The sequence below is a fragment of the Kitasatospora sp. NPDC001132 genome (assembly GCF_053598415.1).
In genome coordinates this window covers 80,318-103,656 of sequence record NZ_JBSFKF010000001.1, presented here as the reverse complement: position 1 = coordinate 103,656, position 23,339 = coordinate 80,318, and the positions used below count along the sequence as shown (strand labels likewise).

The 23,339-nt window shown below is 70.9% G+C and carries 20 protein-coding genes and 4 pseudogenes; 15 read left to right on the top strand and 9 right to left on the bottom strand.

Features of this window, described 5'->3' with window-relative positions:
• Positions 1 to 141 precede the first annotated feature (141 nt).
• The 5 genes from ACWDBE_RS00450 (at position 142) to ACWDBE_RS00430 (ending at position 3,947) form a co-directional block, all read left to right on the top strand.
• On the top strand, positions 142 to 741 hold the full coding sequence (locus ACWDBE_RS00450) for a class I SAM-dependent methyltransferase (RefSeq protein ID WP_449806642.1): 600 nt from the start codon (positions 142 to 144) through the stop codon (positions 739 to 741).
• 500 nt (positions 742 to 1,241) lie between these two features.
• Positions 1,242 to 1,574 carry an ArsR/SmtB family transcription factor gene (locus tag ACWDBE_RS00445; RefSeq protein WP_449806641.1) on the top strand — a complete coding sequence of 111 codons (333 nt, stop codon included), beginning with the start codon at positions 1,242 to 1,244 and terminating at the stop codon, positions 1,572 to 1,574.
• Entirely contained in the window at positions 1,565 to 2,680 is a 1,116-nt protein-coding gene (gene arsB / locus ACWDBE_RS00440; protein ID WP_449806978.1) for an ACR3 family arsenite efflux transporter, read from the top strand. The genes ACWDBE_RS00445 and arsB overlap by 10 nt, the downstream gene beginning before the upstream one ends.
• A gap of 5 nt (positions 2,681 to 2,685) precedes the next feature.
• On the top strand, positions 2,686 to 2,904 hold the full coding sequence (locus ACWDBE_RS00435; RefSeq protein ID WP_449806640.1) for a DUF2180 family protein: 219 nt from the start codon (positions 2,686 to 2,688) through the stop codon (positions 2,902 to 2,904).
• Positions 2,901 to 3,947, top strand: coding sequence for an ArsO family NAD(P)H-dependent flavin-containing monooxygenase (locus ACWDBE_RS00430; protein WP_449806639.1), 1,047 nt, complete (start codon positions 2,901 to 2,903; stop codon positions 3,945 to 3,947). The genes ACWDBE_RS00435 and ACWDBE_RS00430 overlap by 4 nt, the downstream gene beginning before the upstream one ends.
• A 360-nt stretch (positions 3,948 to 4,307) precedes the next feature.
• Here the strand turns inward: ACWDBE_RS00430 and ACWDBE_RS00425 are convergent.
• Positions 4,308 to 4,778 (bottom strand): annotated as a pseudogene (locus tag ACWDBE_RS00425) (NF041680 family putative transposase); the annotation flags it as partial.
• Between the two features lie 266 nt (positions 4,779 to 5,044).
• On the opposite strand from ACWDBE_RS00425, the gene ACWDBE_RS00420 reads away from it, so the two are divergent.
• Both ACWDBE_RS00420 and ACWDBE_RS00415 read left to right on the top strand, forming a co-directional pair.
• Positions 5,045 to 5,347, top strand: coding sequence for a hypothetical protein (locus ACWDBE_RS00420; RefSeq protein WP_449806638.1), 303 nt, complete (start codon positions 5,045 to 5,047; stop codon positions 5,345 to 5,347).
• Positions 5,344 to 7,995 carry a DUF6185 family protein gene (locus tag ACWDBE_RS00415; RefSeq protein ID WP_449806637.1) on the top strand — a complete coding sequence of 884 codons (2,652 nt, stop codon included), beginning with the start codon at positions 5,344 to 5,346 and terminating at the stop codon, positions 7,993 to 7,995. The genes ACWDBE_RS00420 and ACWDBE_RS00415 overlap by 4 nt, the downstream gene beginning before the upstream one ends.
• Before the next feature lie 80 nt (positions 7,996 to 8,075).
• Here the strand turns inward: ACWDBE_RS00415 and ACWDBE_RS00410 are convergent, their stop codons facing one another.
• A complete protein-coding gene (locus ACWDBE_RS00410) occupies positions 8,076 to 8,480 on the bottom strand; it encodes a toxin-antitoxin system YwqK family antitoxin (protein ID WP_449806636.1) in 405 nt (134 codons plus the stop codon).
• Positions 8,481 to 8,886: 406 nt separating this feature from the next.
• Between ACWDBE_RS00410 and ACWDBE_RS00405 the strand changes: the two genes are divergently transcribed.
• The 3 genes from ACWDBE_RS00405 to ACWDBE_RS00395 are packed head-to-tail and all read left to right on the top strand — an operon-like array spanning position 8,887 to position 12,658.
• Entirely contained in the window at positions 8,887 to 10,239 is a 1,353-nt protein-coding gene (locus tag ACWDBE_RS00405; protein ID WP_449806635.1) for an NF041680 family putative transposase, read from the top strand.
• A 35-nt stretch (positions 10,240 to 10,274) separates the two neighbouring features.
• A complete protein-coding gene (locus ACWDBE_RS00400) occupies positions 10,275 to 11,087 on the top strand; it encodes a lanthionine synthetase LanC family protein (RefSeq protein ID WP_449806634.1) in 813 nt (270 codons plus the stop codon).
• 23 nt (positions 11,088 to 11,110) lie between these two features.
• A complete protein-coding gene (locus ACWDBE_RS00395; RefSeq protein WP_449806633.1) occupies positions 11,111 to 12,658 on the top strand; it encodes a thiopeptide-type bacteriocin biosynthesis protein in 1,548 nt (515 codons plus the stop codon).
• 158 nt (positions 12,659 to 12,816) lie between these two features.
• Here ACWDBE_RS00395 and ACWDBE_RS00390 read toward each other — a convergent pair whose 3' ends face one another.
• Positions 12,817 to 13,146 (bottom strand): hypothetical protein, encoded by a 330-nt coding sequence (locus tag ACWDBE_RS00390; protein ID WP_449791413.1) that lies wholly within the window; start codon positions 13,144 to 13,146, stop codon positions 12,817 to 12,819.
• A gap of 644 nt (positions 13,147 to 13,790) precedes the next feature.
• The gene (locus ACWDBE_RS00385) at positions 13,791 to 15,035 is read right to left on the bottom strand and encodes a neprosin family prolyl endopeptidase (RefSeq protein ID WP_449791412.1); all 1,245 of its coding nucleotides are present in this window, start codon (positions 15,033 to 15,035) and stop codon (positions 13,791 to 13,793) included.
• A gap of 707 nt (positions 15,036 to 15,742) precedes the next feature.
• Between ACWDBE_RS00385 and ACWDBE_RS00380 the strand changes: the two are divergent.
• Positions 15,743 to 15,925: pseudogene (locus ACWDBE_RS00380) on the top strand (transposase); the annotation flags it as partial.
• A gap of 4 nt (positions 15,926 to 15,929) precedes the next feature.
• On the opposite strand, the pseudogene ACWDBE_RS00375 reads toward ACWDBE_RS00380, so the two are convergent.
• Positions 15,930 to 16,181: pseudogene (locus ACWDBE_RS00375) on the bottom strand (transketolase); the annotation flags it as partial.
• 45 nt (positions 16,182 to 16,226) lie between these two features.
• On the opposite strand from ACWDBE_RS00375, the gene soxR reads away from it, so the two are divergent.
• Both soxR and ACWDBE_RS00365 read left to right on the top strand, forming a co-directional pair.
• Positions 16,227 to 16,775 (top strand): redox-sensitive transcriptional activator SoxR, encoded by a 549-nt coding sequence (gene soxR, locus ACWDBE_RS00370; RefSeq protein ID WP_449791424.1) that lies wholly within the window; start codon positions 16,227 to 16,229, stop codon positions 16,773 to 16,775.
• A gap of 43 nt (positions 16,776 to 16,818) precedes the next feature.
• Positions 16,819 to 17,742 carry a phosphotransferase family protein gene (locus ACWDBE_RS00365; protein ID WP_449791411.1) on the top strand — a complete coding sequence of 308 codons (924 nt, stop codon included), beginning with the start codon at positions 16,819 to 16,821 and terminating at the stop codon, positions 17,740 to 17,742.
• A gap of 191 nt (positions 17,743 to 17,933) precedes the next feature.
• Here the strand turns inward: ACWDBE_RS00365 and ACWDBE_RS00360 are convergent.
• Positions 17,934 to 18,142, bottom strand: a pseudogene (locus ACWDBE_RS00360) (IS701 family transposase); the annotation flags it as partial.
• 87 nt (positions 18,143 to 18,229) lie between these two features.
• Positions 18,230 to 19,315, bottom strand: coding sequence for an alpha/beta fold hydrolase (locus tag ACWDBE_RS00355; protein WP_449806632.1), 1,086 nt, complete (start codon positions 19,313 to 19,315; stop codon positions 18,230 to 18,232).
• Positions 19,316 to 19,669: 354 nt separating this feature from the next.
• Between ACWDBE_RS00355 and ACWDBE_RS00350 the strand changes: the two genes are divergently transcribed.
• Positions 19,670 to 20,128 carry a winged helix-turn-helix transcriptional regulator gene (locus ACWDBE_RS00350; RefSeq protein ID WP_449806631.1) on the top strand — a complete coding sequence of 153 codons (459 nt, stop codon included), beginning with the start codon at positions 19,670 to 19,672 and terminating at the stop codon, positions 20,126 to 20,128.
• 580 nt (positions 20,129 to 20,708) lie between these two features.
• On the opposite strand, the gene ACWDBE_RS00345 is transcribed toward ACWDBE_RS00350, so the two are convergent.
• Positions 20,709 to 21,794, bottom strand: a complete 1,086-nt coding sequence (locus ACWDBE_RS00345; RefSeq protein ID WP_449791408.1) for an NAD(P)H-dependent flavin oxidoreductase — start codon at positions 21,792 to 21,794, stop codon at positions 20,709 to 20,711.
• Positions 21,795 to 21,931: 137 nt separating this feature from the next.
• Positions 21,932 to 22,510, bottom strand: coding sequence for a TetR/AcrR family transcriptional regulator (locus ACWDBE_RS00340; protein ID WP_449791407.1), 579 nt, complete (start codon positions 22,508 to 22,510; stop codon positions 21,932 to 21,934).
• Positions 22,511 to 22,625: 115 nt separating this feature from the next.
• Between ACWDBE_RS00340 and ACWDBE_RS00335 the strand changes: the two genes are divergently transcribed.
• Complete coding sequence (locus ACWDBE_RS00335) at positions 22,626 to 23,327, top strand: SDR family oxidoreductase (RefSeq protein ID WP_449806630.1); 702 nt, start codon at positions 22,626 to 22,628, stop codon at positions 23,325 to 23,327.
• Positions 23,328 to 23,339 lie beyond the last annotated feature (12 nt).

The window sequence follows — 23,339 nt, the reverse complement described above, 5'->3', positions numbered from 1 at the left end:
ACAGGCCACCGGTCAGCAACCGGGGCCGCACGCTCCAGGGCCCGTGGCAGGCGCCCCAGGCGCCATGACCCGCGTCGACGGCACCGTCTTAGGATTCGGGACATGGACAGGATCACGCTGCCACACGGAGAGCCCCTACCGATGACGACGCGGCGAACCCGCTGGCAGGAAGCGGGAAGCAGCGGAGGCTTCGGCAAGCGGTTCGCCGAGCTGATCGCCGCCGGCGAGGACGTCGACGGCGAGGCCAGGCTCGCCGACACGCTCCTGCCGCGCGGCGCCCGGGTGCTCGACGCCGGCGCCGGAATGGGCCGGGTGGCCGCCGCGCTCCGGCGGCGGGGGCACGACGTGGTCGCGATCGAACCCGACGAGGGCCTGGTCCGGCAGGCCCGGGAGACCTACCCCGGACTGCCGATCGAGGAACGTGACATCCTCGAACTCGGCCCCGACGACGGCCCGTTCGACCTGGTGGTCTGCGTCGGCAACGTCATCGTCTACCTCGCCGAGGGCACCGAACGCGGGGCGCTGCGCGCGATGCGCGACGTACTCGGCGAGAACGGCCGCATCCTGGTCGGATTCCACCTCCAAGACCCGCCGCCGCACGCCAGGAACTACACCGCGGCGGAGTTCGAGGCGGACCTGACCGCCGCCGGACTGCGCGTCGACCTGCGGGCCGGCACCTACCAACTACACCCCGCGAACGACACCTACGGCGTCTGGATCCTGAGCCGCGCCCACGACTGACCCCACCCCGGGCCGGTACTCGATGGACCGACACCCTCCCGCGGAGGCGGCGCGGCACAGGGAGTCTTCGTAGTGCCGGCCTCGAAAGCCGGCCCGGCATAGGTGACACCCACCCTTGAGAGGGCGCACACGGTCGGCTTTCGGGCGGCAGCAGCACCGTCGGCGCAGCATCCAGGGCTGCAGCGGGCACTCAAGAGCCCCAACCGACACGCCACCCCCTCCTGCGGCGGAGGCCGGCCTGCCCTGCCGCCCACACGACGGCGCCATCGTCGACACCCACCCGCACCGGCCGGTTCATCACGGCACCCCGGCCCGGCGAGCTCCCCCGCGTCCAGCCCTGGGCTACTGCGGCAGCCGGCCACGCGCCGAATGCGCAAGATGCCCAGCCTCGACCCCCAGCGGCGCCACACCCTTGCGGCTGCGGCACCTACGGGCGGTTCGACCCGTGAACTCGACGGTGGGCTTGGAAGTGCCGCCGACATCGACTAACGTATCACTACATGGTGATGTCAGTAGAGAGTGATACAACTAGCCTGGTGGACGTGCTGAAGGCCGTGGCCGACCCACTGAGGATGCGGATCCTCACCCTGCTCGCCCGCGAGGCCCTCTGCACCAGCCACCTGGTCGAGGAGACCGGCGCCCGGCAGACCAACCTGTCCAACCACCTCAGGATCCTCCGCGAAGCCGGACTGGTCGACACCGAGCCCTGCGGCCGCTTCACCTACTACAAGCTCCGCGCGGACGCCCTGGACGGCCTCGCCGGCCTCCTCGGCGACCTCGCCGCCACCGCCCGCGCCACCGCGTGCGCCGACACGAAAAGGGCCTGCCCGTGACGGCCACCAAGACCACCGCTCCCCCGGACCACCCCGAGGCCGGACCGGTCGGCAGGCTCTCCTTCCTGGACCGCTTCCTCGCGGTCTGGATCCTGCTCGCCATGGGCCTCGGACTCGGACTCGGCCGCCTGATCCCCGGCCTGAACGACGCCCTCGCCAAGGTCGAGGTCGGCGGCGTCTCGCTGCCCATCGGCCTCGGCCTGCTGGTCATGATGTACCCCGTGCTCGCCAAGGTCCGCTACGACCGCCTGCACACCGTCACCGGCGACCGCAAGCTCATGGCCTCCTCCCTGGTGATCAACTGGGTGCTCGGCCCCGCCGTCATGTTCGCCCTGGCCTGGCTCCTGCTGCCCGACCTCCCCGAGTACCGCACCGGCCTGATCATCGTCGGCCTGGCCCGCTGCATCGCCATGGTGATCATCTGGAACGACCTCGCCTGGGGCGACCGCGAGGCCGCCGCCGTCCTCGTCGCGCTCAACTCGGTCTTTCAGGTCGCCATGTTCGGCGTGCTCGGCTGGTTCTACCTCGACGTCCTGCCCGGCTGGCTCGGCCTCGAACAGGACGGCCTGCACTTCTCCGTCGCCAAGATCGTCGTCAACGTCCTGGTCTTCCTCGGCATCCCGCTCCTCGCCGGCTTCCTCACCCGCCGCCTCGGCGAGAAGAAGCTCGGCCGCGAGACCTACGAGCACACATTCCTGCCGAAGATCGGCCCCTGGGCCCTGTACGGCCTGCTGTTCACGATCGTGATCCTCTTCGCCCTCCAGGGGAAGACCATCACCTCACAGCCGCTGGACGTCGCCCGCATCGCCCTGCCGCTGCTGGCCTACTTCGCGATCATGTGGTTCGGCACCTTCGCGCTCGGCAAGGCCCTCGGCCTGGCCTACGACCGGACGGCCACCCTGGCCTTCACCGCCGCCGGCAACAACTTCGAACTCGCCATCGCCGTGGCCATCGCCACCTTCGGCGTCACCTCCGGCCAGGCCCTGTCCGGCGTCGTCGGCCCCCTCATCGAGGTGCCCGTCCTCATCGCCCTCGTCTACGTCTCCCTGGCCTGGCGCAAGCGATTCGCCCCCACTGCCGTCACCACCGCGGCGAAGGAGTCCTGACCCCCATGCACTGCCTGGAGTGCCGTTCGGCAGACACGACCAGCACCGCCGTCGGAGTCTGTCGCGGCTGCGGCGCCGGCGTCTGCGCCGACCACGCCCGCACCGAGGCGACGGCGGTGCGGCGCGGGCCGGCTCTCGGTCCGGCCGGCAAGACGGTCGCCCGCCAGATCCTGTGCCCGCCCTGCGCGGCACCCGTGGAATCCGGCGCGGGGATCCCTTCGTGACGGAGACGACCGACGTGGTGGTGGTCGGCGGCGGCCAGGCCGGGCTCGCCGCCGGCTACTACCTGCGGCGCGCCGGACTCGACTTCGCCATCCTCGACGCCTCCGAGGCGCCGGGCGGCGCGTGGCAGCACTACTGGGAGAGCCTTCGCCTGTTCTCCCCGGCCGCGTACTCGTCGCTGCCCGGCCGCCCGATGCCGGGCCAGGCCGGAACGGAGTGGCCGGACGCCGAGCACGTCACCGAGTACCTGGCCGAGTACGAGAAGCGGTACGAACTCCCCGTTCACCGCCCGGTCTCCGTCACCTCGGTGACGGAAGCCGGCGATGGGGGCCTACTCGTGCACACCGACGACGGCACCTGGCACACCCGCGCGCTGATCAGCGCCACCGGATCCTGGACCCGCCCCTTCGTCCCCGCCGTCCCGGGCCGCGAGGTGTTCACCGGCCGCCAGCTCCACACCACCGGCTACCATCGGGCCTCCGACTTCACCGGCCAACGCATCGTCGTGGTCGGCGGCGGCAACTCCGGCGCGCAGATCGCCGCCGACCTCACCGGGGCCGCGGCCGCCGTCCGCTGGGTCACCCGCCGCCCCGCCCGCCTCCTGCCCGACGAGATCGACGGCCGCGCCCTCTTCGAGATCGCCACCCGCCGCGTCCAGGACGGCGGCCCGCGCATCTCCGACCTCGGCGACATCGTCGCCACCCCACCCGTGCGCGCCGCCCGCAACGCCGGACTCCTCACCGACCACCGCATGTTCACCGCCCTCACCTCCACCGGCCCGTACTGGCTGGACGGAGAGGTCTGGCCCGCGGACGCGATCATCTGGTGCACCGGCTTCCGCCCCGCCCTCGCCCACCTCGCCCCACTCGGCCTGCGCACCGAGGCACGCGGCCGGATCACCACCACCGGCACCCGAGCCACCTCCGAGCCGCGCGTCCACCTCCTCGGCTACGGCGACTGGACCGGCCCCGCCTCCGCCACCCTCATCGGCGTGGGCCGCACCGCCCGCCAGGCCGTCACCGAGATCACCGACCTGCTGCGCTGACCGAACGTCGGACCGAAAACCGGCACGCAGAACGCCAACCAGCAGGTCTGATGAACACTTGTGATCGAACAGCCGACATCGACCCTGTACCGCTTCGTGGAACACGACGACCCCAACAGCCTCACCCTCGTCGTCGACACGCCCCAGGGGCCTCACCTGCGCCGCATACCGCCCGCTCTGCCGCTGCCCTCCCACATCGACCCCGGCCCCGGCGCGGAAGCCGCAGCGCACCACGCCGCGGCCACGTGGGGCATGCCCGACTTCGTGTTCCAGCAAGCCGCGCACGCAGCCAAGGGCTCAGGCCGGCGAGAGCTGGGTGACCGTCTGCTCCATCCGGCCGACGCGGTGCAGTCGTCCAAAGCGGATGTTGCGGAACCCTCGCCGGACCCGGGCGGGGGTGAGGCGTTCGGAGGGCTGGGGTCGCTCCCAAGGTCGGCGAAGGTCGGAGAACAGGGTTCTGGCGAGGCGGAGCTGGGTGTGGGCGGCCAGGACCTGGTGGGTCCAGCGGTCGGCCGCAGCGGGTTCGCGCAGGCGGGAACGGGTCCGGCCCAGGGTCTGCTTGAGGAAGCGGAAGGTGTGCTCCAGGTCGAAACGCCGCAGGAACGCGTGCCAGGCGGTGTCGGTGTCCGCGACGGAGGGTGTGGGATCGGAGAACCACAGCCAGACCGGCTTCGGGGTGCCGCCGGAGGGCAGGTGGTCGACGTCGAGGCGGATCAAAGTCCCCTCGATGGTTGGGAGTTGGCCCTGATGGTTGCTCCAGGCGGAGCGTCGCCACACGCGGGGGTGCAGACGGTGCCAGACGCGGCCGCGGACGGTGCCGTAGCGGCGGGTGGTGTGCTTGCCGTCACTGCGATCGGCCCGGCATCGTGCCTGCCAGGACCCCGGAGTCGCCGAGCGTTACCAGGAGCGGCGGCCCGGGGGTGCCGGCCATCCCACCGGGGTGTTGGCTTGCCGCTGTTTATCGCCCCACCTAGGATTCCGAAAGCCACTCAGACGACATTGAGGAGCACTTCATGGGAAATCCGACGACCACTCCCGGGCAGCCACTTCCGAAGTTCGAAGAAGCCAGGGGACTGGGTCCACAGGACAGACAGTTCGTGCGCGATCTCGTGGACGTACTGGAAAAGCACGGGAATCTCGACCGTTTCGGCCTGTGCCTGCTGCACGAACACTTTCCCGTCGCGAGCGACGAGGTCCTGGTCGAGACCCACGACCTCGCGGCACGCACGCTCCAGATCCGGGTCGACAAGGCGGACGCGACCGGTCACACCAAGCCCTCGCAGTGGCGGTTCGTGAAGAACGGGCGCGGCAGTGGCGAGGCCGAGAGCCACGCCTACCAGGTGATCCTGCAGTGCAGCCCGATCAGCGGGTGCCCGGGAAGCGGGAGCACACCGCGTTGAAGAACGAGGACGGCGGCGAGGTGGACACGAACACCTCGCCGCCGTCGCACGGTCGCGACCCGAGACCCCGCAGCACCGTGGTGTACCGGTGGCGACTGTGCGCCGTGCCGTTGCTGGTTCTCCTGATCTTCTGGGGCGGACAGTCCGCCGCCCGAGCGGATTCCCCGTCCGCGAGCAGCTGCCATGCGGAGCAGTTGACCGCGGCCCAGGTGGACGTCGATCTCACGCTCGCCAACCACGCCCACAACACGGCCGAGGCCCAGGGAACCATGACCGTCCGCGTACCCAGGTCCTGGGCGTACGCCGACGGTCTGCTGCTGCAGAAGAGTTCCGTTGCCTACCGCGACGCGATGCGCTGTCTCCTGCGCGACGGCCAGGAGTCGGGGCGGCCCCCGAAGCAGTACCTGCGCCAATACGAGTGGCGCTCGTCCAACCCGGCGGTGAGCATCGAGCCTGACTCGGTCAAGGTCGAGTACAAGACGACCTTCTGGTTCGACCACGGCGGCACGTTCCGCGTCGGGCCGTGGGACGTCGATGTGCAGCGCCCCAAGTGGGAGCTGTCCCTCGTTCCGCCGACGGCTCTGGCAGGGGCCCGCTGGAACTCGGTCGTGGTCGATCTGGGCGGCCTGGAGGCACTCCGCGTGGTGCCCGAACCCTCGACCGCCGGCCAGGGGAGGATGATGTGGGCCGACCTCGGCCGGCCTCAGGGGGCGAGCCCCTTGCTGACGGTTCAGGTGGCTCCCCCGTGGCAACGCGCGTGGGCGGCGGTGAGCGGCAAAATCGCACCGTTTCTCGTCAGCAACAAGATCGGGCAGGCCGCCTGGTGGCTGGTCATTTCCGCCGTCGTCGCGGTGGCCGCTCTACGAGCCCGCCGCCGGCCGGCCCATGCCGAGGCCACGGGGGTGGACTCCGTGGCCACCGGGCTGGAGATCTGCAGCAGCACGGCCCTGCTGCAGTGGGGTGTGGTCAGCGCCGTCATCATCCTGACGTTCCTGCTGCCGCAGTACGCGTTCCTCGAGCAACATTGGATGGTCCTGACCGGGATTCTGGTCGGCTGGGCGTTGACGGCCACCGCCCGTCCGAGGAGGTCGGTGCTGCTGGCCGCCTCGCTGGTGGCGGCGGCCGGCGGCCTGGTGGCCACCTGGCCGTCCCTGTTCGGTCTTCCCCAGAAGCTCTCCCTCTCCGGGACCGGGCCCGTCCACGGCTTCGTCCCACTGGTGGCCATGACCGCGGCGCTCCTGTGGCTGTGGCTGACGGGCCTGGCGCTGTGGATCTGGCGGCTCGCGTGTGAGGGCGGGCTGATCCGGCCACAGGCGTCACCCTGGCGACTGCGCCGGGTCGGATCGGGACTCGCCGTGGTCACCCTCCTTCTGCTGGGCTGGCAGTGGTGGACCCAGGCCCGCGGGTGGGAGCGGGCCAGCTGGCTGAGCAACCGCGCGGTGCCGGAGTACGGCTGGCTGCACCGGTCCTTCCTGAGCGAGCGTCTGGTGTCCTACGCGATCCAGATCCCCTCGTGGTGCGCTTCCTCGACCTGGGTGCTGACCGGCATCGCCATCGTGGCCCTGCTACGGGCCAGGGATTTGGCGTTCCCCGTGCCGCGCGCGTATCCCACCAGGCTGGACCGCCTCCTGCTCGTCGTGTTCTTCGGCGCCGTGGTCGCCTACCGCCAGAACTCATTCGCAGGCAGCCAGGCCGTGGCTGTCTTCTGGCTCGTCCTGGACATCGTCGGGCTCTACGCCCTGTTGGCGGTCGGGAAGCGGTGGGCGGTCCTGGCCCATCACCTCGAGGGAAGGGGGGACACTCCGACGCTGGGCGAAGCGATCACGGAGGCGAGCCGCGAAAGCCTCATCATGCGTGCCCGCCGCTACCGGGAGCTGACCGACGAGCTCCATGACATGGGGAAGATCGAGGGGGCCGCGAGCCGACAGGCGGCGGAGAAGGAACGGCACGCGATGGAACGGGAGCTGAGCGCGCTGCACCGCTGGCGAACGCCGACCGGAACCGCTGGCACGGCACGGACCTGGCTACCCGGCCAGTACACGATCACGGACGTCGCCCTGAGCTGGGGCCCACACGCCAGGTGGTGGGAGAACGCCCGCCGGGCTTCCCTGTTGGCGGCCGCCTTCGGCCTTCCGGGCACTCTCGTCATCGTCTGGTTCTCCTACCGGGCGGAGGAGGCTCAATGGATGTACACCGCGCAGGACTCCTTCGGGGCACCCAACATGGTCAGGCTGTTCCTGACCTTGGAGCTCGCCGCGGCAGGCGCGGGCCTGGTCCTGGGAGGGCTCTGGCGCCTGTTGCCCGGCCGCCGCGGTCCGGCCCGCGCCCTGAGCCTGGTCGCCGTCTACACCCTGCTGATCGGCGTGGGGATCCTGGGCAACCTCATCACCGACCAGCCGCTCGGCAACGGGGCCATCTCCATCTGCCAGATGCTCCTGGTGCTGACCCTCACCGGCCTCGCCATGGACGCGGACACCTTCCATGCCGAGCGGCGCCTGTGGCCCAGCCGCCTCGGACTGCTGCTCTGGATCTACCAGCTCCGCGGTTTCTCCGCACAGATCGCCTATGTACTGGCCCAGTTGTGCGCACTGGTCCTGATCGCGAAGTTCTTCATCGGACCCGACATCCGGGGTATGAAGCCGCCGTAAACCGGCGACTCGCGCGAAGGGGCGGGTGTCGTGGCCGGCATTCGGGGCGTGCGTCGGGGTGAGTGGCAGCTCCGTCACGGTCACGACGCTCCGCCGTAGAGCGCCCGGAAGCGCAGCAGCGTCTGATGGTCCGAGTTGGATTCCGTAAGCGTGTGGTCGTCCTCGAGGACACCGTTCTCATCCCACTGCTTCGCCCACAGCGCGATGCCGTACTCGTACTCGCCGTCCTCCGCGAGCTGCCCGTTCCTGTGCCACTCCCGAGCCCGTCCATGCAGCGCCCCCCGTACGAACGCCGAGTCCACCATGGGCTGCCCCGACGGATACCACTCCTTCGTCGGCCCCCACCGCAGACCCTCCCGGTAGGTCGCCTCGGACCTGAGGGCGCCACCCTTCTCCGTGAACGCGACTCCGGTGAAAGGAGCGCCGTCCAGGTAGTGGAGACCGTCGTCTTCGTAGTCGACTCGGTCCGCCGGAACTCGATCCATGGAGATCTCCTTGTTGTCCTCCCCGTCTGGTTCGACGGGCGCATCCGGCCGGCTGCCGGTCCGCAAGTTCCGGCTGCTGCCAGTGACTTGTGATATCCTGTCCGATCCGATTCCGCCAAATCGCGGGGTCGTCCAAGGAGCGCCGCCCGGCACGGGGGCGTCCACCGTCAGGAACCTGAACGGGCTACCGGCTGCGGAGCATGTGCTTAGCTTGTCGTTTTACCTTCGGTGATCAACTCGAGATTGTTCGAGCCGGTCACCCACATGGGGATTTGCCGGACAGGGCGACGACCTCCGTCTCACGCTGTGTGATGTCGAGTCGCACAACAGAGCCGGAGGCCGTCGGTATCGATTGTGGTCTGAAGCCGTTCGCCAGCAGGCAATCTCGGAACTGTCCTCCTTTCGAATGGACTTGTACGCCTCGATGCCCCGCCGTGGGGACGCGCTGTTCGAGCTGTCGGATGCCCTGCTGTGCGCTGACGGTCCGGTCCGCGCCCTGGTCGAGCTGGCCCTGGCGCCCGAGCACCGGCGTTCGCATGCCTTCCTCTACGCCGCCTTGAACCGGGGCGACCTTGACGCTGACCGCCTTCGGGCCGCGAGCGCGGCCCGAAGCGTGCCCCGCGGCCCGGGTGGACGGATCGTGCTCGCCGTCGACGTGTCCGCCTGGCTGCGGCCGGACGCCAACACCAGCGACGGCCGTTCCTCCTGTCACACCTACGGCCGTCGTGAGAACACGCACGAGATGGTGCCCGGTTGGCCCTACTCCTTCGTTGCCGCCCTGGAGTCGGGCTCGACGTCGTGGACGGCCCTGCTGGACGCCAAGCGTCTCGGACCCGGCTCGGACACCGCGGCCGTCACGGCCGACCAACTGCGAGTGGTCCTGCACGGCATCCTCGACGCCGGGCACTGGAAGCCCGGCGACCCGCCGGTGCTGGTCGTGGCGCACGCCGGCTACGACGGCCCGCGCCTGGCCTACCTCCTGCGGGACCTGCCTGTCCAGATCGTGGTGCGGATGCGCTCCGACCGGATCTTCTTCAACCCCGTGCCCGACGACTACCGGGTGGGCCCCAAAGGCGGCAAACCCCGCAGTCACGGAGCCCGGTTCGCACTGGCCGACCCCGCGACCTGGCGCGACCCCGACAGTGACGGCAAGCACACCACCCGCCGCTACGGCACCGTCCGCGTCCGCGTCTGGCACCGTCTGCACCCCCGCGTGTGGCGACGCTCCGCCTGGAGCAACCATCAGGGCCAACTCCCAACCATCGAGGGGACTTTGATCCGCCTCGACGTCGACCACCTGCCCTCCGGCGGCACCCCGAAGCCGGTCTGGCTGTGGTTCTCCGATCCCACACCCTCCGTCGCGGACACCGACACCGCCTGGCACGCGTTCCTGCGGCGTTTCGACCTGGAGCACACCTTCCGCTTCCTCAAGCAGACCCTGGGCCGGACCCGTCCCCGCCTGCGCGAACCCGCTGCGGCCGACCGCTGGACCCACCTGGTCCTGGCCGCCCACACCCAGCTCCGCCTCGCCAGAACCCTGTCCTCCGACCTTCGCCGACCTTGGGAGCGACCCCAGCCCTCCGAACGCCTCACCCCCGCCCGGGTCCGGCGAGGGTTCCGCAACATCCGCACGACCTTGCCCTGTCCAACTGCTGTTGCGAGACCCTCCCGACCCGGCCCAGGACGCCCACCCGGTCAGCCCAACCGCCACCAAGCCCCCACCTACGACGTCGGACTCGCCCTGGGCACCAACCAGTAGCGAACAGGCAGGCGAGAGTCCGAACGCAACAGAAGATGATCACCGGAGGTAAAACGACAAGCTCAGCAGACCCACCACCGGCTTCCCTCCGCCACGACCGACCCGGCAGAGCGCCGGGCGGCAGTGACGCGGGCGATCGACTACCTGCGCGCCGAGGGCTTCACGTACGACTGCCCGGCCGACCTGGTCGACCAAACGGCCGCTCCCGCTGCCCGACACGTTCCGCACCCGGGCCTCGCCGACCCGGCGGTGCGGGCGCGCTACGGCGAGGTGTCGAGGTGGACGGCCAGCGCGAGGCGATCCGCGCCATCCTGGCCTGGTTTGAGCACTGGCGCGACGGCCACTCCTGGCCATACTGGATCACCCCCGGCCACCTGGACGGCGACGACGATGCCCGCGTGCCACTGGCCCCGCAGCGGCCGAGCTGGTGCTACGGCACTGCCGGCGTCGCACGCGCCCAGCAGCTCGCCGCCCGCGCCCTCGACGACTCCCGTCTGCGCCACGATGCCGAGAGCTTCCTCGCTGCCGCGTTGGTGGACCCGAAGGCGCTCGCCGCGACCACCGACCTGTCCGCCTGCCACGGCTTCGCCGGGCTCGCCCACATCGCCCACCGCGCCGCCTCCGATGCCCTCCCGCACAACTCGGCCCGTCTGCGCTCCGCGGCCTCCCTACTGCTCGACACCGCGCACCCGCCCCACACCGACCCCGACGAACAGGCGCACCACCTCCTCGCAACGGCCGGACCCGGACTCCTGGAGGGCGCCGCCGGCACGGCGCTTGCCCTCCTCGCCCCCGCGACCGGCACCGCTCCCGCAACCAGCTGGGACGCCTGCCTCCTGACCTCCTGACCTCCTGACCAAGGACTCCTTCGATGACCACCGGCTGGATCCAACACAACCTCACCTTCGCCGCCCCCGGCGCCGTCGAACAGATCACCGCCCACCACCTGACCCCCGTCCTCACCCACGCCCAGAACTCCGGCGCGCTGGAGGACTGGTGGTACATGCGGAAGAAGGGACTACGGCTGCGCTACCGCGCCGCCGCCCCCGCCCCCGTCGCCACCGCGCTCCTGGACACCCTCGTCGACGTCGGACTCGTCTCGGGCTGGGTCACCGTGGTCCACGAACCGGAGGCCGACGCGTTCGGCGGCCCCGAGGCCATGGAGATCGCCCACCGACTCTTCCACGCCGACAGCCGATGCCTCATGGCCCGTGCCGCCAAGCCCGACCCGCCCGCACTCGGCCGCACCGAGACCTTCGTCGTCCTCGTCTCCGCCATGCTCCGCGCCGCCGGCCCCGACTGGTACGAACAGGGCGACGTGTGGGCCAAGTTCGCCGCCGAACGCCCCACGCCTCCACCCCTCGCACCCGAACGGGCCACCGCCCTGACCACCAGGATGCGCCGCCTCATGACCCTCGACACCCGCCAACTCTCCCGCCCCGGCGAACCGCTCGCCGGACACACCGACTGGGTCGACGCCTTCGAGGAGACCGGACAGGACCTCGTCCGCCTGGCCCGCGACGGCCGCCTCCGCTCCCAGGGCGAGCGAGACCGCGTTCACCGCGCCGACCAGGACGTCCGCCGCGTCCTCCCCGTGGTGGCGTCCGCGCAGCCCGGCGACCTCAATGCCGCCCCGGGCGTGAAACTCGTAGAACGTGCCGACCGCGGCGAGCTTGCGGTTCCCGCTGGACGTCGTGCAGTGGTGCTCGACCGTCGGCAACACCGCCACTGCCCCGTTGCGGGCCAGTGGCGGCAGCCGCGGCGGGTGCTGGACCTGACGGTGTGCCCACGGTTGGCTCAGACAAGCGGGCGGGGCCGGGCGGATGCCCATAGTGTCTTCGACGGACGATCCGCCCGCTCTCGCGCCGGGAGCAGGCATGACCTGCACCGGCCCGAGCCGCCGCACCCGAGGGGCAGCACCATGTCCGACTTCCCGCAGGCTGACGACTCCCTCGGCCTGATGACCCAGTTCTTCGTCGAAGACGTGAACAACCACAGATTCCGCTACCACCTGCTCCGGCTCCAGGCGATGGCCGGCCTGACCGAACAGGACGTCGAGGAACTCGGCGAGCTCGGTCGGCTGGTGTTCCAGAACAGCCAGACACCGAACCGGGCGGCGGACCAGGCGGCCAAGATCGCAGGCCGACCCGATGCCAGTCAACTGGCCGTCACCATCGCCGGCATCGTCCAGGGCAGTGCACGAGGCATGGGTCCGGACGCCGCACCGAACATCGAGCGGGTCCTGATGGGCACGTTGATCGGGGCCTACCTGTCCACGGGCGACATCCCGAACCACGACGGCCCGACGCTCGCCTCCCTGGGCGCGATCGCCGGAGCGGCCGCCATGGCCGTGGGAGCATTCACCATGGACACGATCAGCCGAATCCCGCCGGGCGAGTACCTGACCACCTCGGACTGACAGCTACCTGGGGGCGCGGACCGGCCAACACCTCCCGAGCACGCGCCAGCCGAACCTGCGGCGGCGGCGCGGGTGCGCCGAGGCGGCACGGTGCGGGCGGAGCGGAGCGGAGCGGGGCCGGTCGAGGTGGTGCTCATGGTGATCCCTCTCTGGGTCGGTCATGTGGCGATGTAGTCGTCCGCGAAGGACATCGCGCGGCCGATCTCGTGCGGCTGGAGCATCCTGAACAGGACCTTCGAGAGGTCGTACCCGCCGCTCGGGGTGATGAACGCGAACCGGTCGCGGGTGGGGAGGGTGCCCATCGGGTCACTGACCGGCTTGGCCCGGCCGTTGCCGTAGTACGGGCCGAGCAGGCCGTCGCCTGGGGTGATCAGCCCTTGGTGGTTGCCGCCGGCCGACAGTGTGAAGCCGGCCTCGCGGCAGATGTCGGCGCCGGCGAAAACCGACTTCCGCGCACCAGCGGCAGAAAGGAAAACGGGATGGGTCATGCAGTGAACTCCTCCGGCCGAAGGGGAAGTTCGTCGTCCCGGTCGCCGACGTGCGAAGCGGCCAGTGCGACCACCGTAGGGTCGAACCGGTCCAGGACCTGCTGAATCCGGCTCGCATACGGACCGAAGACGGCCATGAACTGGGCCGCGGGCATCTGCTGCCACTGCCGGGAGAAGAACGCCTTCGGCTCTGTTCACTTTGCAGAGCAGCGTTTCGACGGCAGTTCGGGAGGCAGCACCTGAACCGGATGCTCACGAGAACGGGCAGCACCTCGCTGGTGACCGGTAGGACGCCGACTACCGCCCGCTCGGGGCCCAGGACAAAAGCGCTGGCCACGGGCGCAGGTGGCAGCCACCACCGCGCTGCCGAGCGCCGGCGGGTGACTCCCGTCCTCGTGAACATCGGGTCGTCCGGTCCGCGGGCGCCTCCCAAACCCGTGAACATCTGACTTCACGAGTCGTGAACAAAGCCAGGGCGAAAGCTTCGTCCCGTAGGGCGGTGCACCTGGCTACGCCACCGACTCGGGTAGTCGATACGCAAGGGTCGGAGTGGGAGGTCGGGCCCGCCGACTTCCCACTCCCCCACTGCGGGGAGGCCTGGACGGCGGAGCGCGAGGGGTGCTCCGCCGTCGGTAACGGCCGGGTCAGGTGCAGTCAGTGCCGCCCGGGCCGCCGAAGAAGAAGTACTCGTTCCACGGATCGGGAGCATTGCCGACCGTGATGGTGTAGCAGTTCGGCGATGTCTGGACGCCGGTCAGCTTCGCCGACTGGGCTGTGTTGTCGGTCGCGAAGTAGTAGATGTCGCGCTGGTAGGCGGCGAACTGCCAGCCGGCGTCGGCGAACGCGCCACTGCCCATCGGCGGCCACGCCACGTTGTTCACCACCTCGCCGCCGTAGTCGATGTCCTGGGCGTTGGTCGCGAGCGGGCCGCTGCCGAACAGCGAGCCCGGGTAGTAGCCGACCGCGTTGCTCGCCTGGGTGCCGCCCAGGTAGAGCCACCAGTTCCCGCCCGAGAGGTAGTAGGACACCTCGAGCTCGTACTGCGGGCCACCCGAGACGCTCACCGGGGAGATCGTGCCGCCGAGGGCCCAGGCGCTGTTCGTCTGGACGAACGCCGAGCAGTCGAGGTTGTAACACCCGGTGTTCTGGTAACCGTCGGCCGTCCAGTAGATGAAGAGGACCGGCTGGGTGGTGCCGTACTTCCCCGGGTAGACCTGGTAGCCGCACTCGACGGTCTGCACGGGTGAGCCGCCGGCGTACCAGTGCTGGGAGAGCGAGAAGACCTCCGACCCGACGTTGGGGTCCCAGACGTTGATGAAGTCGTGACCGCCGAGGTTGTCGACCCCCTGGAAGGCGTGCGCGTACTTGTGGGTGCCCGCGGCGGCCTCAGGAGGGCTCAGTCGGGGGTGGCGGCCTTTCCCCTGCGGATACTTCCGGTGGAAGTTCTGCACGCCGCCGGTCCTCGCCACCTCCTCCAGGGTGACGCGGCGCATCGCGATCGTGCCGGGCGGGCACGACATGGCGTGGCCGAACTTATCCAGCCGGTCGGACCGCAGCTGCGGCTGGATCGGCGTGCCCTGACCGGCGCCCCGTGGCCCGGCCGCGTCCGGGGCGTCGGGGGGCTCGGGCGGAACGCTGAAGGCGCCCCTGAGGGCGGGCTGGCTGGCGATCGGGACACAGTCGAAGACCTGCCCGTTGTCGTCGACGAAACTGTGAGTGACCTCGACACCTGCGTAGAGGTTCCTGACGTGTTCTGCCGCCGCGGAGAAGTCCTCCGCGTTGGTCGTACCCGCCACCGCCCGGAGCACGAAGTCCTCGTGCCGGGCCGAAGCGAGGGAGTCCATGAACTTGGCGAAGCTGGGGAAGGCCCGGTCGTCCTGCGGCGCCATGGTCGGTTCTCCTTTGGTCGCTGCGCGTGGTGTTCGGAATTGCGGTTCCTCTGCCTCCACGCTAGGTCCGGATCCGGCCAGTGTCCTGCCAGGGATTGGGAGTTGTGGACCATGCAATTGAATCCTCAAACACGCCGGACGTGACGCCTGGACCAGCCCCTCGCCTTCCCCATCGCCCCATCCTCCCCAGCCCGGTGACGGCCGGATGCGGCGTCTCGCCGACAGCGCGGGTCGCAGTGAGGTCGGCGGCCAGCAGGACGATGTCCAGGTGCGTGTGGCGCAGCGCCTCGATGTGTGCGGGAGCGGTGGCCAGGGTGGCGGGCCGATGCAGGGCGTCGAGGCTGCTGCGGGCACTGCGGATTCGCTCGGAGACCCCGGTGAGGGCGGTCGGCAGGTGGTGGTGGGAGGGCAGGGGAGAACTCCGGGGTCAGAGCCGCTTGACGGCGGAAGGGCCTGGGGCGGGCGCGGTGGCGGAATGCCCGGTGTCGGGGCCGGTGCGGAACGGCCGGGCGAGGACGGACCGCAGACGGGCAGCCACCCCGCGGGAGGGGCGTTCGGCCTCGACGGCGGGCCGGACGGGCTTGGGCGCGGACCGGGGCGCGGGGCTGTTCGCGCGCAGGTGGCCGGCGGCCTTAGCTGTGTGAGGTTGCGATCAGTCTTCGGGTTCTGCCCTCACCTGAGAGCAGAGCCCGGTAGAACGGTTGGTCGTGACGCGCAGGCAACTGACGGACAAGCAGCGGAAGTTGATCGATTCCTATCTGCCGATCGGGAGGTTCGGACCGCACCCCGAGCGGCTTCGGGAGCAGTTCGAGGGCGTGACCTGGCGGTTCCGCTGCAGCGCCCAGTGGCGGAAGATGCCTTCCGAGTTCGGTCCCTGGCCGACGGCCTACCCCCCCCCTTGGCCGCCAGCACGGCGTAGTACGCCATCGGGCCGTGGCCCTTGGAGAGCAGGAAGCGGTCGCGGTCCTGCGCGTCGGCGGTCTCCGGGGCCACCCGCAGCACCCGGTCGTAGAGCACCCAGAGCGCGACCAGGGTGGAGGTGGCGGCGGGGCCGTGCTTCTCGTCGCCGGTCATCAGGCCCATCAGGGCGGGCAGGTCCTCGAAACGGGTGCCGGTCCCGGCCTCGGCCGTCGGGTTCGTCGTCATGCCCCCGATCGTGCAACTTCAAGTCGACTCGAGGCAGCGGCTGCGATGGGTGCCCATGACCGCCCTCCCAGACGGCCGCCGCGCCCCCGGACCTCACCACAGCGATCCGCTCACCATCGGCCAACTCGCCGACTGCAGCGGCCTCGCCGCCTCCGCGCTGCACTACGAGAGCCTCGGCCTGATCCACGCCACCGCACCACCGGCGGCCAGCGCCGCTACACCCGCGGCACACTGCGCCGGATCGCCTTCGTCCGCGCCGCCCAGCGGGTCGGCCTCTCGCTGGACGAGGCGAAGGTCGCCCTCGACCGCCTCCCCGACCGCCCGGCCCCCAGCCGCACCGAGTGGGACCGGGTGGCCGAGTCCTGGCAGGACCGGATCGACGAGCAGATCGCCGAACTCCAGCGGCTCAAGGCCAAGCTCACCGGCTGCATCGGCTGCCTCTCACTGTCCCGCTGCGCCCTATACAACGCCGCCGACCGCGCCGGCGCGGCCGACCCGGAGGCCCGCTATCCGCTCACCCGCGACCCGGACACCGGTCCCGAGCCGGTCCCGTCGGACGTGGAGACCTGCGGGACCCGCCGGGAAGAGCGCTGAAAGGCCTTTGCGCCAAGCCCGTTCGCCTGCCTACGGTGGACCCGTGCTGCCCTTGGTGCTGACGGACGAGGAGTGGGACGCGGTCGTCCCTGACGAGACGGTGATGCGCCCCGGCGCCGAGGCGCTCTGCGCCCGGCTGGGCGTCGGGGGCCTACCCCTGGAACGCTTCGCGGAGGGCTCCGTCCCGGTCTACGCGGTCGGCGACGCGCTCGTGCTGAAGCTGTTCCCGGCCGCCAGTGCCCGGGACGGCATCGTCGAGGAACGCGTGCTCTCGCGGCTGGACGGCGCACTGCCCGTCCCCACCCCGTCCGTCCACGCGGCCGGCGAGTACGTCAACGGCTGGCGGCACGTCCTGATGTCCCGGCTGCCGGGCAAGGGCCTCGCCCCGGCCTGGCCGCGCATCCCGCGGGCCGACCGCGAGCGGATCGCCCGCGAGTGCGGCGAGGCGCTCGCCGCACTGCACGCCCTCGACCCGGGGCCGCTCGCCGACACCCTCGGCCCCGGTGACTGGCCGGACTTCCTGACCGGCCAACGGGCGGGCGCGGTCGCCCGCCAGCGCGACCGCGGGTTGACGGAGGACTGGCTGGAGCAGATCCCGGACTTCCTCGCCGCCGCCCCGCTCCCCGCCGCCCCCGAACGCGCCCTGCTGCACACCGAGTTCATGCGCGAGCACCTGCTCACCGACCCGGCCGACGGCTGGCGCCTGACCGGCCTGGTCGACTTCGAGCCCGCGATGATCGGCGACCCGGCCTACGACCTGGTCGCCGTCGGGCTCTTCACCACCCGGGCCGACCCGCACCTGCTCGGCCGGCTGCTGGACGCCTACGGCCGCCGCTTCGAGCCCCGGCTGCTGATGGCGTACACCCTGCTCCACTTGTACAGCGATCTGCCGTGGTACCTACGGGAGTTGAATCCCTCGGCGCGAACGCTGGACGCCCTCGCCGAGGAGTGGTTCGGAACGGCCTAGTACTGCAACGGCGGTTAGGGTGACGAGGCTTCAGCCCCTGGGCTGTGGCCTCGTCGTGTAGTGGCTGGTGCGGGCCTGGTGTTGGCGTCGGCGGCGCCAGTGGGACCAGTGCAGGACGTGGGCGATGCTGCGGCGGACGGGCCGGGTGAGGCCGGTGATCAACCGGCGGATCTCGGGGACGGTGAGCGATATCAGGTCTGGCGTTCGAGCGGCTCCGACCCCTTTTCGAGTTGCTGGGCGCGCAGGACGGTGAGGTAGGCGTGGGCCGCCTGGCGAGAGTGATGTGCCAATACCAGCCGGGGTAGCGGCGGACCTGGCAGTCGTCCAGGCCGCACTGGCCCTTGGCGGTCTGGAAGCACTCCTCGATCGCCCATCGGGCGCCCGCGACGGCGATCAGCTCGTTCAGGGTGGGTCCGGGAGTCATGTGGCAGGGCGCCGGTCGACGGCGGCGTGGCCCGGCCCAGCGGCTGCGATCGCCGACGTGGTGTCAGGTCCTGGGCGGGTGGGTCGGCTGGGGCCACAGGCTCGGGGTCTTTGTGGCAAGCCAGCGAGCGAGCGCGGCGTTGACGGCGGTGGGCTGTTCGAGCTGGGCCCAGTGGCCCGCCTCGATGGATTCCTCGGTGAGGTCGGTGCAGTAGCGCCGCATGGGCTCCGCGAGCCGGGACACGGACGTGTCGGCGACCTGGTCGTAGAACGCTTCGAGGAACAGGACCGGCATGTCCAGCCGTCCGCCGTTCAGCGAGGTGTCGCTGTAGGCGCGGTTGGCTTCGTCGTTGAGGTAGTAGGCGATCGAGGCCCCGAATCCCGTTCCGGTCAGCGAGGACGTCAGGTCCGCGAGCAGTTCCTCGTCCAGGACGCCGGTGTCGGGCGGGAGGTCCGGGACCGCGTCCGCGCCTGCGAACCATCCCCCGTTGCGGGTGATCTCCGAGGTCGGTCCCGGCTTGCCGTGAACGGCCGGAACGCCCCCGCGGAAGAAGGCCCTCACGCTGTTGGCCGGCCGTGCGTCGAGGACCTGCACGGCTCGCTCCGCCTCGGACGCGTAGTAGTGCATGTAGTCGAACTGGGCGTACGGGTGGGTGTCCGGCGGATAGATCGAGCGGTTGACGTGTTCGAGAAGAGCCGGCACCCCCCGTTCGAGCGTGCGGTACGGGACGCAGATGCTGGCCACGGCCGCGCAGCGCTCGGGATGGTGAGCGGCGAGGCCCCAGACGGTTGCGCTGCCCCAGTCGTGTCCGATCCAGACGGCCTGTTCGCGGCCGAGCCGGTCGAGTAGGGCCACCATGTCGCCCACGAGGTGTTCCTGGGCGTACGCGTCTCGCCGCTGGTGCACGGTCGAGCTTCCGTAGCCGCGCAGGTCGGGCGCGATCACGCGGAAACCGAGCGCGGCGAAGGCGGTCAGTTGGTGCTTCCAGGTGCGGCCGTGGGCCGGCCAGCCGTGGACGAAGACGAGCATCGGACCGTCCTCCGGACCGGCTGCGAGGTAGGAGATCGAGTGACCGTTGCCGGCGGCGGTGCCCTCGGTCAGGGTGACGCCGGCACGTGTGAAGGTGGTCCGGGTGCTGGGGTCGTTCACGTGAGTACCTCCAGGATGGTGGCGTTGGCGAGGCCGTCGGCCTCGCACATCGCCTGCGGGGCACAGCGGGCGCCGCGCTGGTGCAGGGCATGGGCGAAGGTGGTCATCGGTCGGGAAAGTACGACGGCCGCGGCGCTGAGCAGCCAAGCCATGCCGGTGACGAGCAGGGCTGTGCAGGCCGGAGGTGAAGTCGTTCACGGCGGCGATGCTCTCGGCCCCGCCCGGCCGCTGTGCGGCATGGACACTGACCATCAGCCCGTCCGTGCCCACCACCTCCACCAGCGAGTTGGAAAACCAGACTCACTATAGGAGAGCGGGTTGGAAAAGCCAACCGAGATCCTTACAATGAACGACATGACCACAGCCGCAACCCCCCGCCCCTGCTCGATCGCCGACGCGCTCGCAGTGGTCGGGGAGAAGTACTCGCTTCTGGTCCTGCGTGAGGTCTTCTTCGGGGTGCACCGCTTCGACGGCATCGCCCGCAACATCAGGGCGCCACGTGACATCCTCACCACCCGGCTGCGCCGCCTGGTGGACGCCGGAGTACTGGAGAAGGTCCAGTACAACGACCGCCCGACCCGGTACGAGTACCGCCCGACCCCGGCCGGCGAGGAACTGCGCCCCGTGCTGCTGATGCTGCTGCGCTGGGGCGACCGCCACCTCAACGACGTGCCGCCGACCGTCTTCGAGCACTCCTGCGGCGCAACACTCGACCCGGCCGTCGTCTGCCGCGCCTGCGGCACGGAGGTGGAGAGCCACTCCCTCACCCCGCGCTTCACAACCCCCGGCTGGACCGCCGCCGGGCCGGAATGATCCAAGAGCCGGGCCCGGTCGGACAGGCGCCGACCTGCCGGCCGGTCACCGGATCCCGTACCGCCACCGCCCCGCCGTAACGGCCCGTGACAGCCAGGGTGCGACCGTCCACGACCGACGTCGCTATCACCGTCGTCTGACCCAGGTAGCCGTTCGGGGTCGGCCCGCACCGCGGGTCGAGCGGGGAGCCGCTGGACCACTCGACGCTCCACCGCCCGGCGGGCTCGCCCTCCCCCACGACCGCGGCGATCCGCGCGGACAACTCCCGCTCCCCGTACCGGGCTGCGTCCAGCGCCAGCAACTGCCGCCGCACGCCCGCACCGGCCGTACGATGCAGCTCCGCCGACACCCGTACACCGCGGCCCCCACCCGTGCCGCCGGACTCGACACCACATCGAGCAGCGCGATGACCCGTTCCGGGTCCGCGGTCACCAGGAACTCCAGGTCCGCCAACCACTCGTCGACTGCGGCGGTTTCCGTGGCGGTCGGAGTGGTGGCCGACGTCGAAGACAGCACGGGGTCCGTCCCGTGTGATGAGAGAGGGTGGCCGCGCGGGGGCCGCACGGGAGGGAACGTGCCGTTACACGCGGGGCCGGATTTCCTCGACGAGGGCGGCGAGGTATTCCTGGGCCGTGCGCGGTCGAGTGAGCGGTGCGGCCTGCCCGGCCCAGAGGTTGAGGTAGTCGGGGAGCCCCCGTTCGACGGCCGCGCGGCGGATGGGCTCGGTGAGTGCACCCTGGACCGGATACGGCGGAAGGTCGCCCTCGTGCAGGGCCATGTCCCGCACGAACCGGTTGGCGATGGTCCGGGCCTGGCGGCCGGAGACGGCGCTGGTCAGCACGGTGACGCGGGCTTGCGGGCTGTGCAGGGCCCGCTTGTGGACGGGGCTCGCGCCGGACTCGTCGGTGGCGAGGAATCCGGTGCCGATCTGGACGGCGTCGGCGCCGAGTGCCAGTGCGGCAGTGATCCCGCGGCCGTCGGCGATCCCGCCGGCGGCGACGACCGGTACCGAGACGGCGTCCACGACCTGCGGGACGAGGGAGAACGTCCCGACCAGGGACTCCTCCACCGGCCGCAGGAACGCCCCTCGGTGGCCCCCGGCATCCGCCCCGGAGGCCACGACGGCATCGACCCCCGCCTCGTCGAGCGCGACCGCCTCGTCGACGGTCGTCGCCGTACCGAGGGTGACGATGCCGCGCCGCCGGGCCTCGGCCAGGACGTTCCCGGGCGGGATGCCCATGACGAAGCTGAAGACCGGCGGCCGGGCCTCCAGCAGCGCGTCCACCTGCTGCTCGAAGTCCTGGCCGAACGACGCGGGGAACTGCGGGTCGGGCAGGCCGAGCCGGTCGAGGTACGGACGGAGCCGCCCGAGGTGGGTGGCGAACTCGGACTCGGTCATGGCCAGTTCGCGTTCGCCGGGCTGCGGTATCCAGAGGTTCACCGCGAACGGGCGCGCGGTGCGGGCCTTGATCTCCGCCACGGTGGCCGCGATGTCCGAAGGGGCGAGGACGTGGGCGCCGTAGGAGCCCAGGCCGCCGCCGTTGGACACGGCGGCGGCCAGGCGGACGGTGGAGTAGCCGCCACCGAACGGCCCTTGCACGATCGGGTGGTCGATGCCGAGGAGCTCGGTGATGCGGGTACGGGTCGACACTCGGCCGACGGACATGTCCACTCCTTCGTTCGGGCCCCTCGTGACGGCAGGCACGCCACCTGGGGGCCGGGGAGCCAACCGACCGGAGCATCGGGTTGGAAAATCGAACTTACCAGAGGCCTGGAGGGTTGGAAAAGCAAACCATCTGCCCTTCAGTCCGGGGCGTCCAGGTGTCGGCGGGCGGCGGTGAGGATCTCCTGGGAGAGGCCCGGGTCGTCGCTCGCGCGGGCGAGGAGGATGGCGCCGACCAGGGTGGACAGTTCGGCGAGGGCGGTGCCGCGGTCGTCCGCGTCGCCGCCGAGCTGCTGGAAGCCGTCGACGAGATCGAGCAGGCCCGCCGTGAAGGCCGTGCGGATCGGGGCGCCGGGTTCGGCGCGGGCGGCGTCGGCGGCCAGGGCGGCGGCGGCGCAGCCGCCGGCGGGGGTGTCGCGATGAAGGTCGGAGAGGTAGCGCGTCAGGAACTCGGACCGGCCGGCCCGGTCGGAGGGAGCGGCCTCGGAGACCCGGTCCATGGCTTCGCGGCGCTCGGTGAAGGCTGCCTGGAGGGCCTGGACGACGAGGTCGTCCTTCGAGGAGAAGTGGCGGTAGAAGCCGCCATGGGTGAGCCCGGCGGCGGCCATGGCCTGGGGGACGCTGACCCCGTCGGCGCCCTTCTCCCGGATCAGCCGGGAGGTGTGGTCGATCACCTGCTGCCGGTGCTGTTGGGCCTCGGCTCGTGACACGCGGGGCATGGTCGGCGGTCCCTTCTTCGTCCTGAGCCTTCTGGAGCTCTTGAGGATCCTACTTCCGCGACCATATAGATGATGATAATAATCTAAACGCCATCCTAGAGCGAGGAGAACGCACATGACCGTGATCGAAGGCTCTGTCGCACTGGTCACCGGAGGCCGGCGCGGTATCGGCAAGGCATTCGTCGAGGAACTGCTCCGGCGCGGGGCCAAGAAGGTCTACGCCACCGCCCGCAAGCCCGCCCCGAGCCCGGACGAGCGGGTCGAGGCCCTCCCCCTGGACGTCACCGACGACGTCTCCGTCGCCGCCCTGGCCGAGCGCGCAGCAGACGTCGACCTCGTCTTCAACAACGCCGGCGTCCTGCACCCGGGGCCGCTGCTCACCGCGGACCTGCGGCTGGTCCGGGAGACGTTCGAGACCAACATCTTCGGCCCGCTGCGGATCGCCCGGGCGTTCGCGCCGGTGCTCGCCGCCCGCGGCGGAGGCGCCCTCGTCGACATGCACTCCCTGCTGTCCTGGGGGGCCGGAGCCGGCGCGTACGGCGCGTCCAAGGCCGCCCTGTGGTCGCTGACGAACTCCCTGCGCCTCGAACTCGCCGCCCAGGGCACCCAGGTCGTCGGCGTGCACCTGGGCTTCGCGGACACCGACATGGTCGCCGCCATCCCGGTCGAGAAGATCTCGGTCGCCGACGTCGCCCGCATCGTCCTGGACGGCGTCGAGCGCGGGGAGAGCGAGATCCTCGTCGACGACGCCACCCGCGCGATCAAGGCCGCGCTGTCCGGACCGGTGGAAGGCCTCGCCATCGCCATCCGCCGCTGAACCGCCAGCACG

Excerpts from the sequence above, each read along its gene's own strand:
- ACWDBE_RS00450 (WP_449806642.1), top strand. The coding sequence starts at position 142 with ATGACGACGCGGCGAACCCGCTGGCAGGAAGCGGGAAGCAGCGGAGGC.
- ACWDBE_RS00445 (WP_449806641.1), top strand. The coding sequence starts at position 1,242 with ATGGTGATGTCAGTAGAGAGTGATACAACTAGCCTGGTGGACGTGCTG.
- ACWDBE_RS00435 (WP_449806640.1), top strand. The coding sequence starts at position 2,686 with ATGCACTGCCTGGAGTGCCGTTCGGCAGACACGACCAGCACCGCCGTC.
- ACWDBE_RS00410 (WP_449806636.1), bottom strand. The coding sequence starts at position 8,480 with ATGGATCGAGTTCCGGCGGACCGAGTCGACTACGAAGACGACGGTCTC.
- ACWDBE_RS00405 (WP_449806635.1), top strand. The coding sequence starts at position 8,887 with ATGGACTTGTACGCCTCGATGCCCCGCCGTGGGGACGCGCTGTTCGAG.
- ACWDBE_RS00400 (WP_449806634.1), top strand. The coding sequence starts at position 10,275 with ATGATCACCGGAGGTAAAACGACAAGCTCAGCAGACCCACCACCGGCT.
- ACWDBE_RS00395 (WP_449806633.1), top strand. The coding sequence starts at position 11,111 with ATGACCACCGGCTGGATCCAACACAACCTCACCTTCGCCGCCCCCGGC.
- ACWDBE_RS00390 (WP_449791413.1), bottom strand. The coding sequence starts at position 13,146 with ATGACCCATCCCGTTTTCCTTTCTGCCGCTGGTGCGCGGAAGTCGGTT.
- ACWDBE_RS00385 (WP_449791412.1), bottom strand. The coding sequence starts at position 15,035 with ATGGCGCCGCAGGACGACCGGGCCTTCCCCAGCTTCGCCAAGTTCATG.
- soxR (WP_449791424.1), top strand. The coding sequence starts at position 16,227 with ATGGGTGCCCATGACCGCCCTCCCAGACGGCCGCCGCGCCCCCGGACC.
- ACWDBE_RS00350 (WP_449806631.1), top strand. The coding sequence starts at position 19,670 with ATGACCACAGCCGCAACCCCCCGCCCCTGCTCGATCGCCGACGCGCTC.
- ACWDBE_RS00345 (WP_449791408.1), bottom strand. The coding sequence starts at position 21,794 with ATGTCCGTCGGCCGAGTGTCGACCCGTACCCGCATCACCGAGCTCCTC.
- ACWDBE_RS00340 (WP_449791407.1), bottom strand. The coding sequence starts at position 22,510 with ATGCCCCGCGTGTCACGAGCCGAGGCCCAACAGCACCGGCAGCAGGTG.
- ACWDBE_RS00335 (WP_449806630.1), top strand. The coding sequence starts at position 22,626 with ATGACCGTGATCGAAGGCTCTGTCGCACTGGTCACCGGAGGCCGGCGC.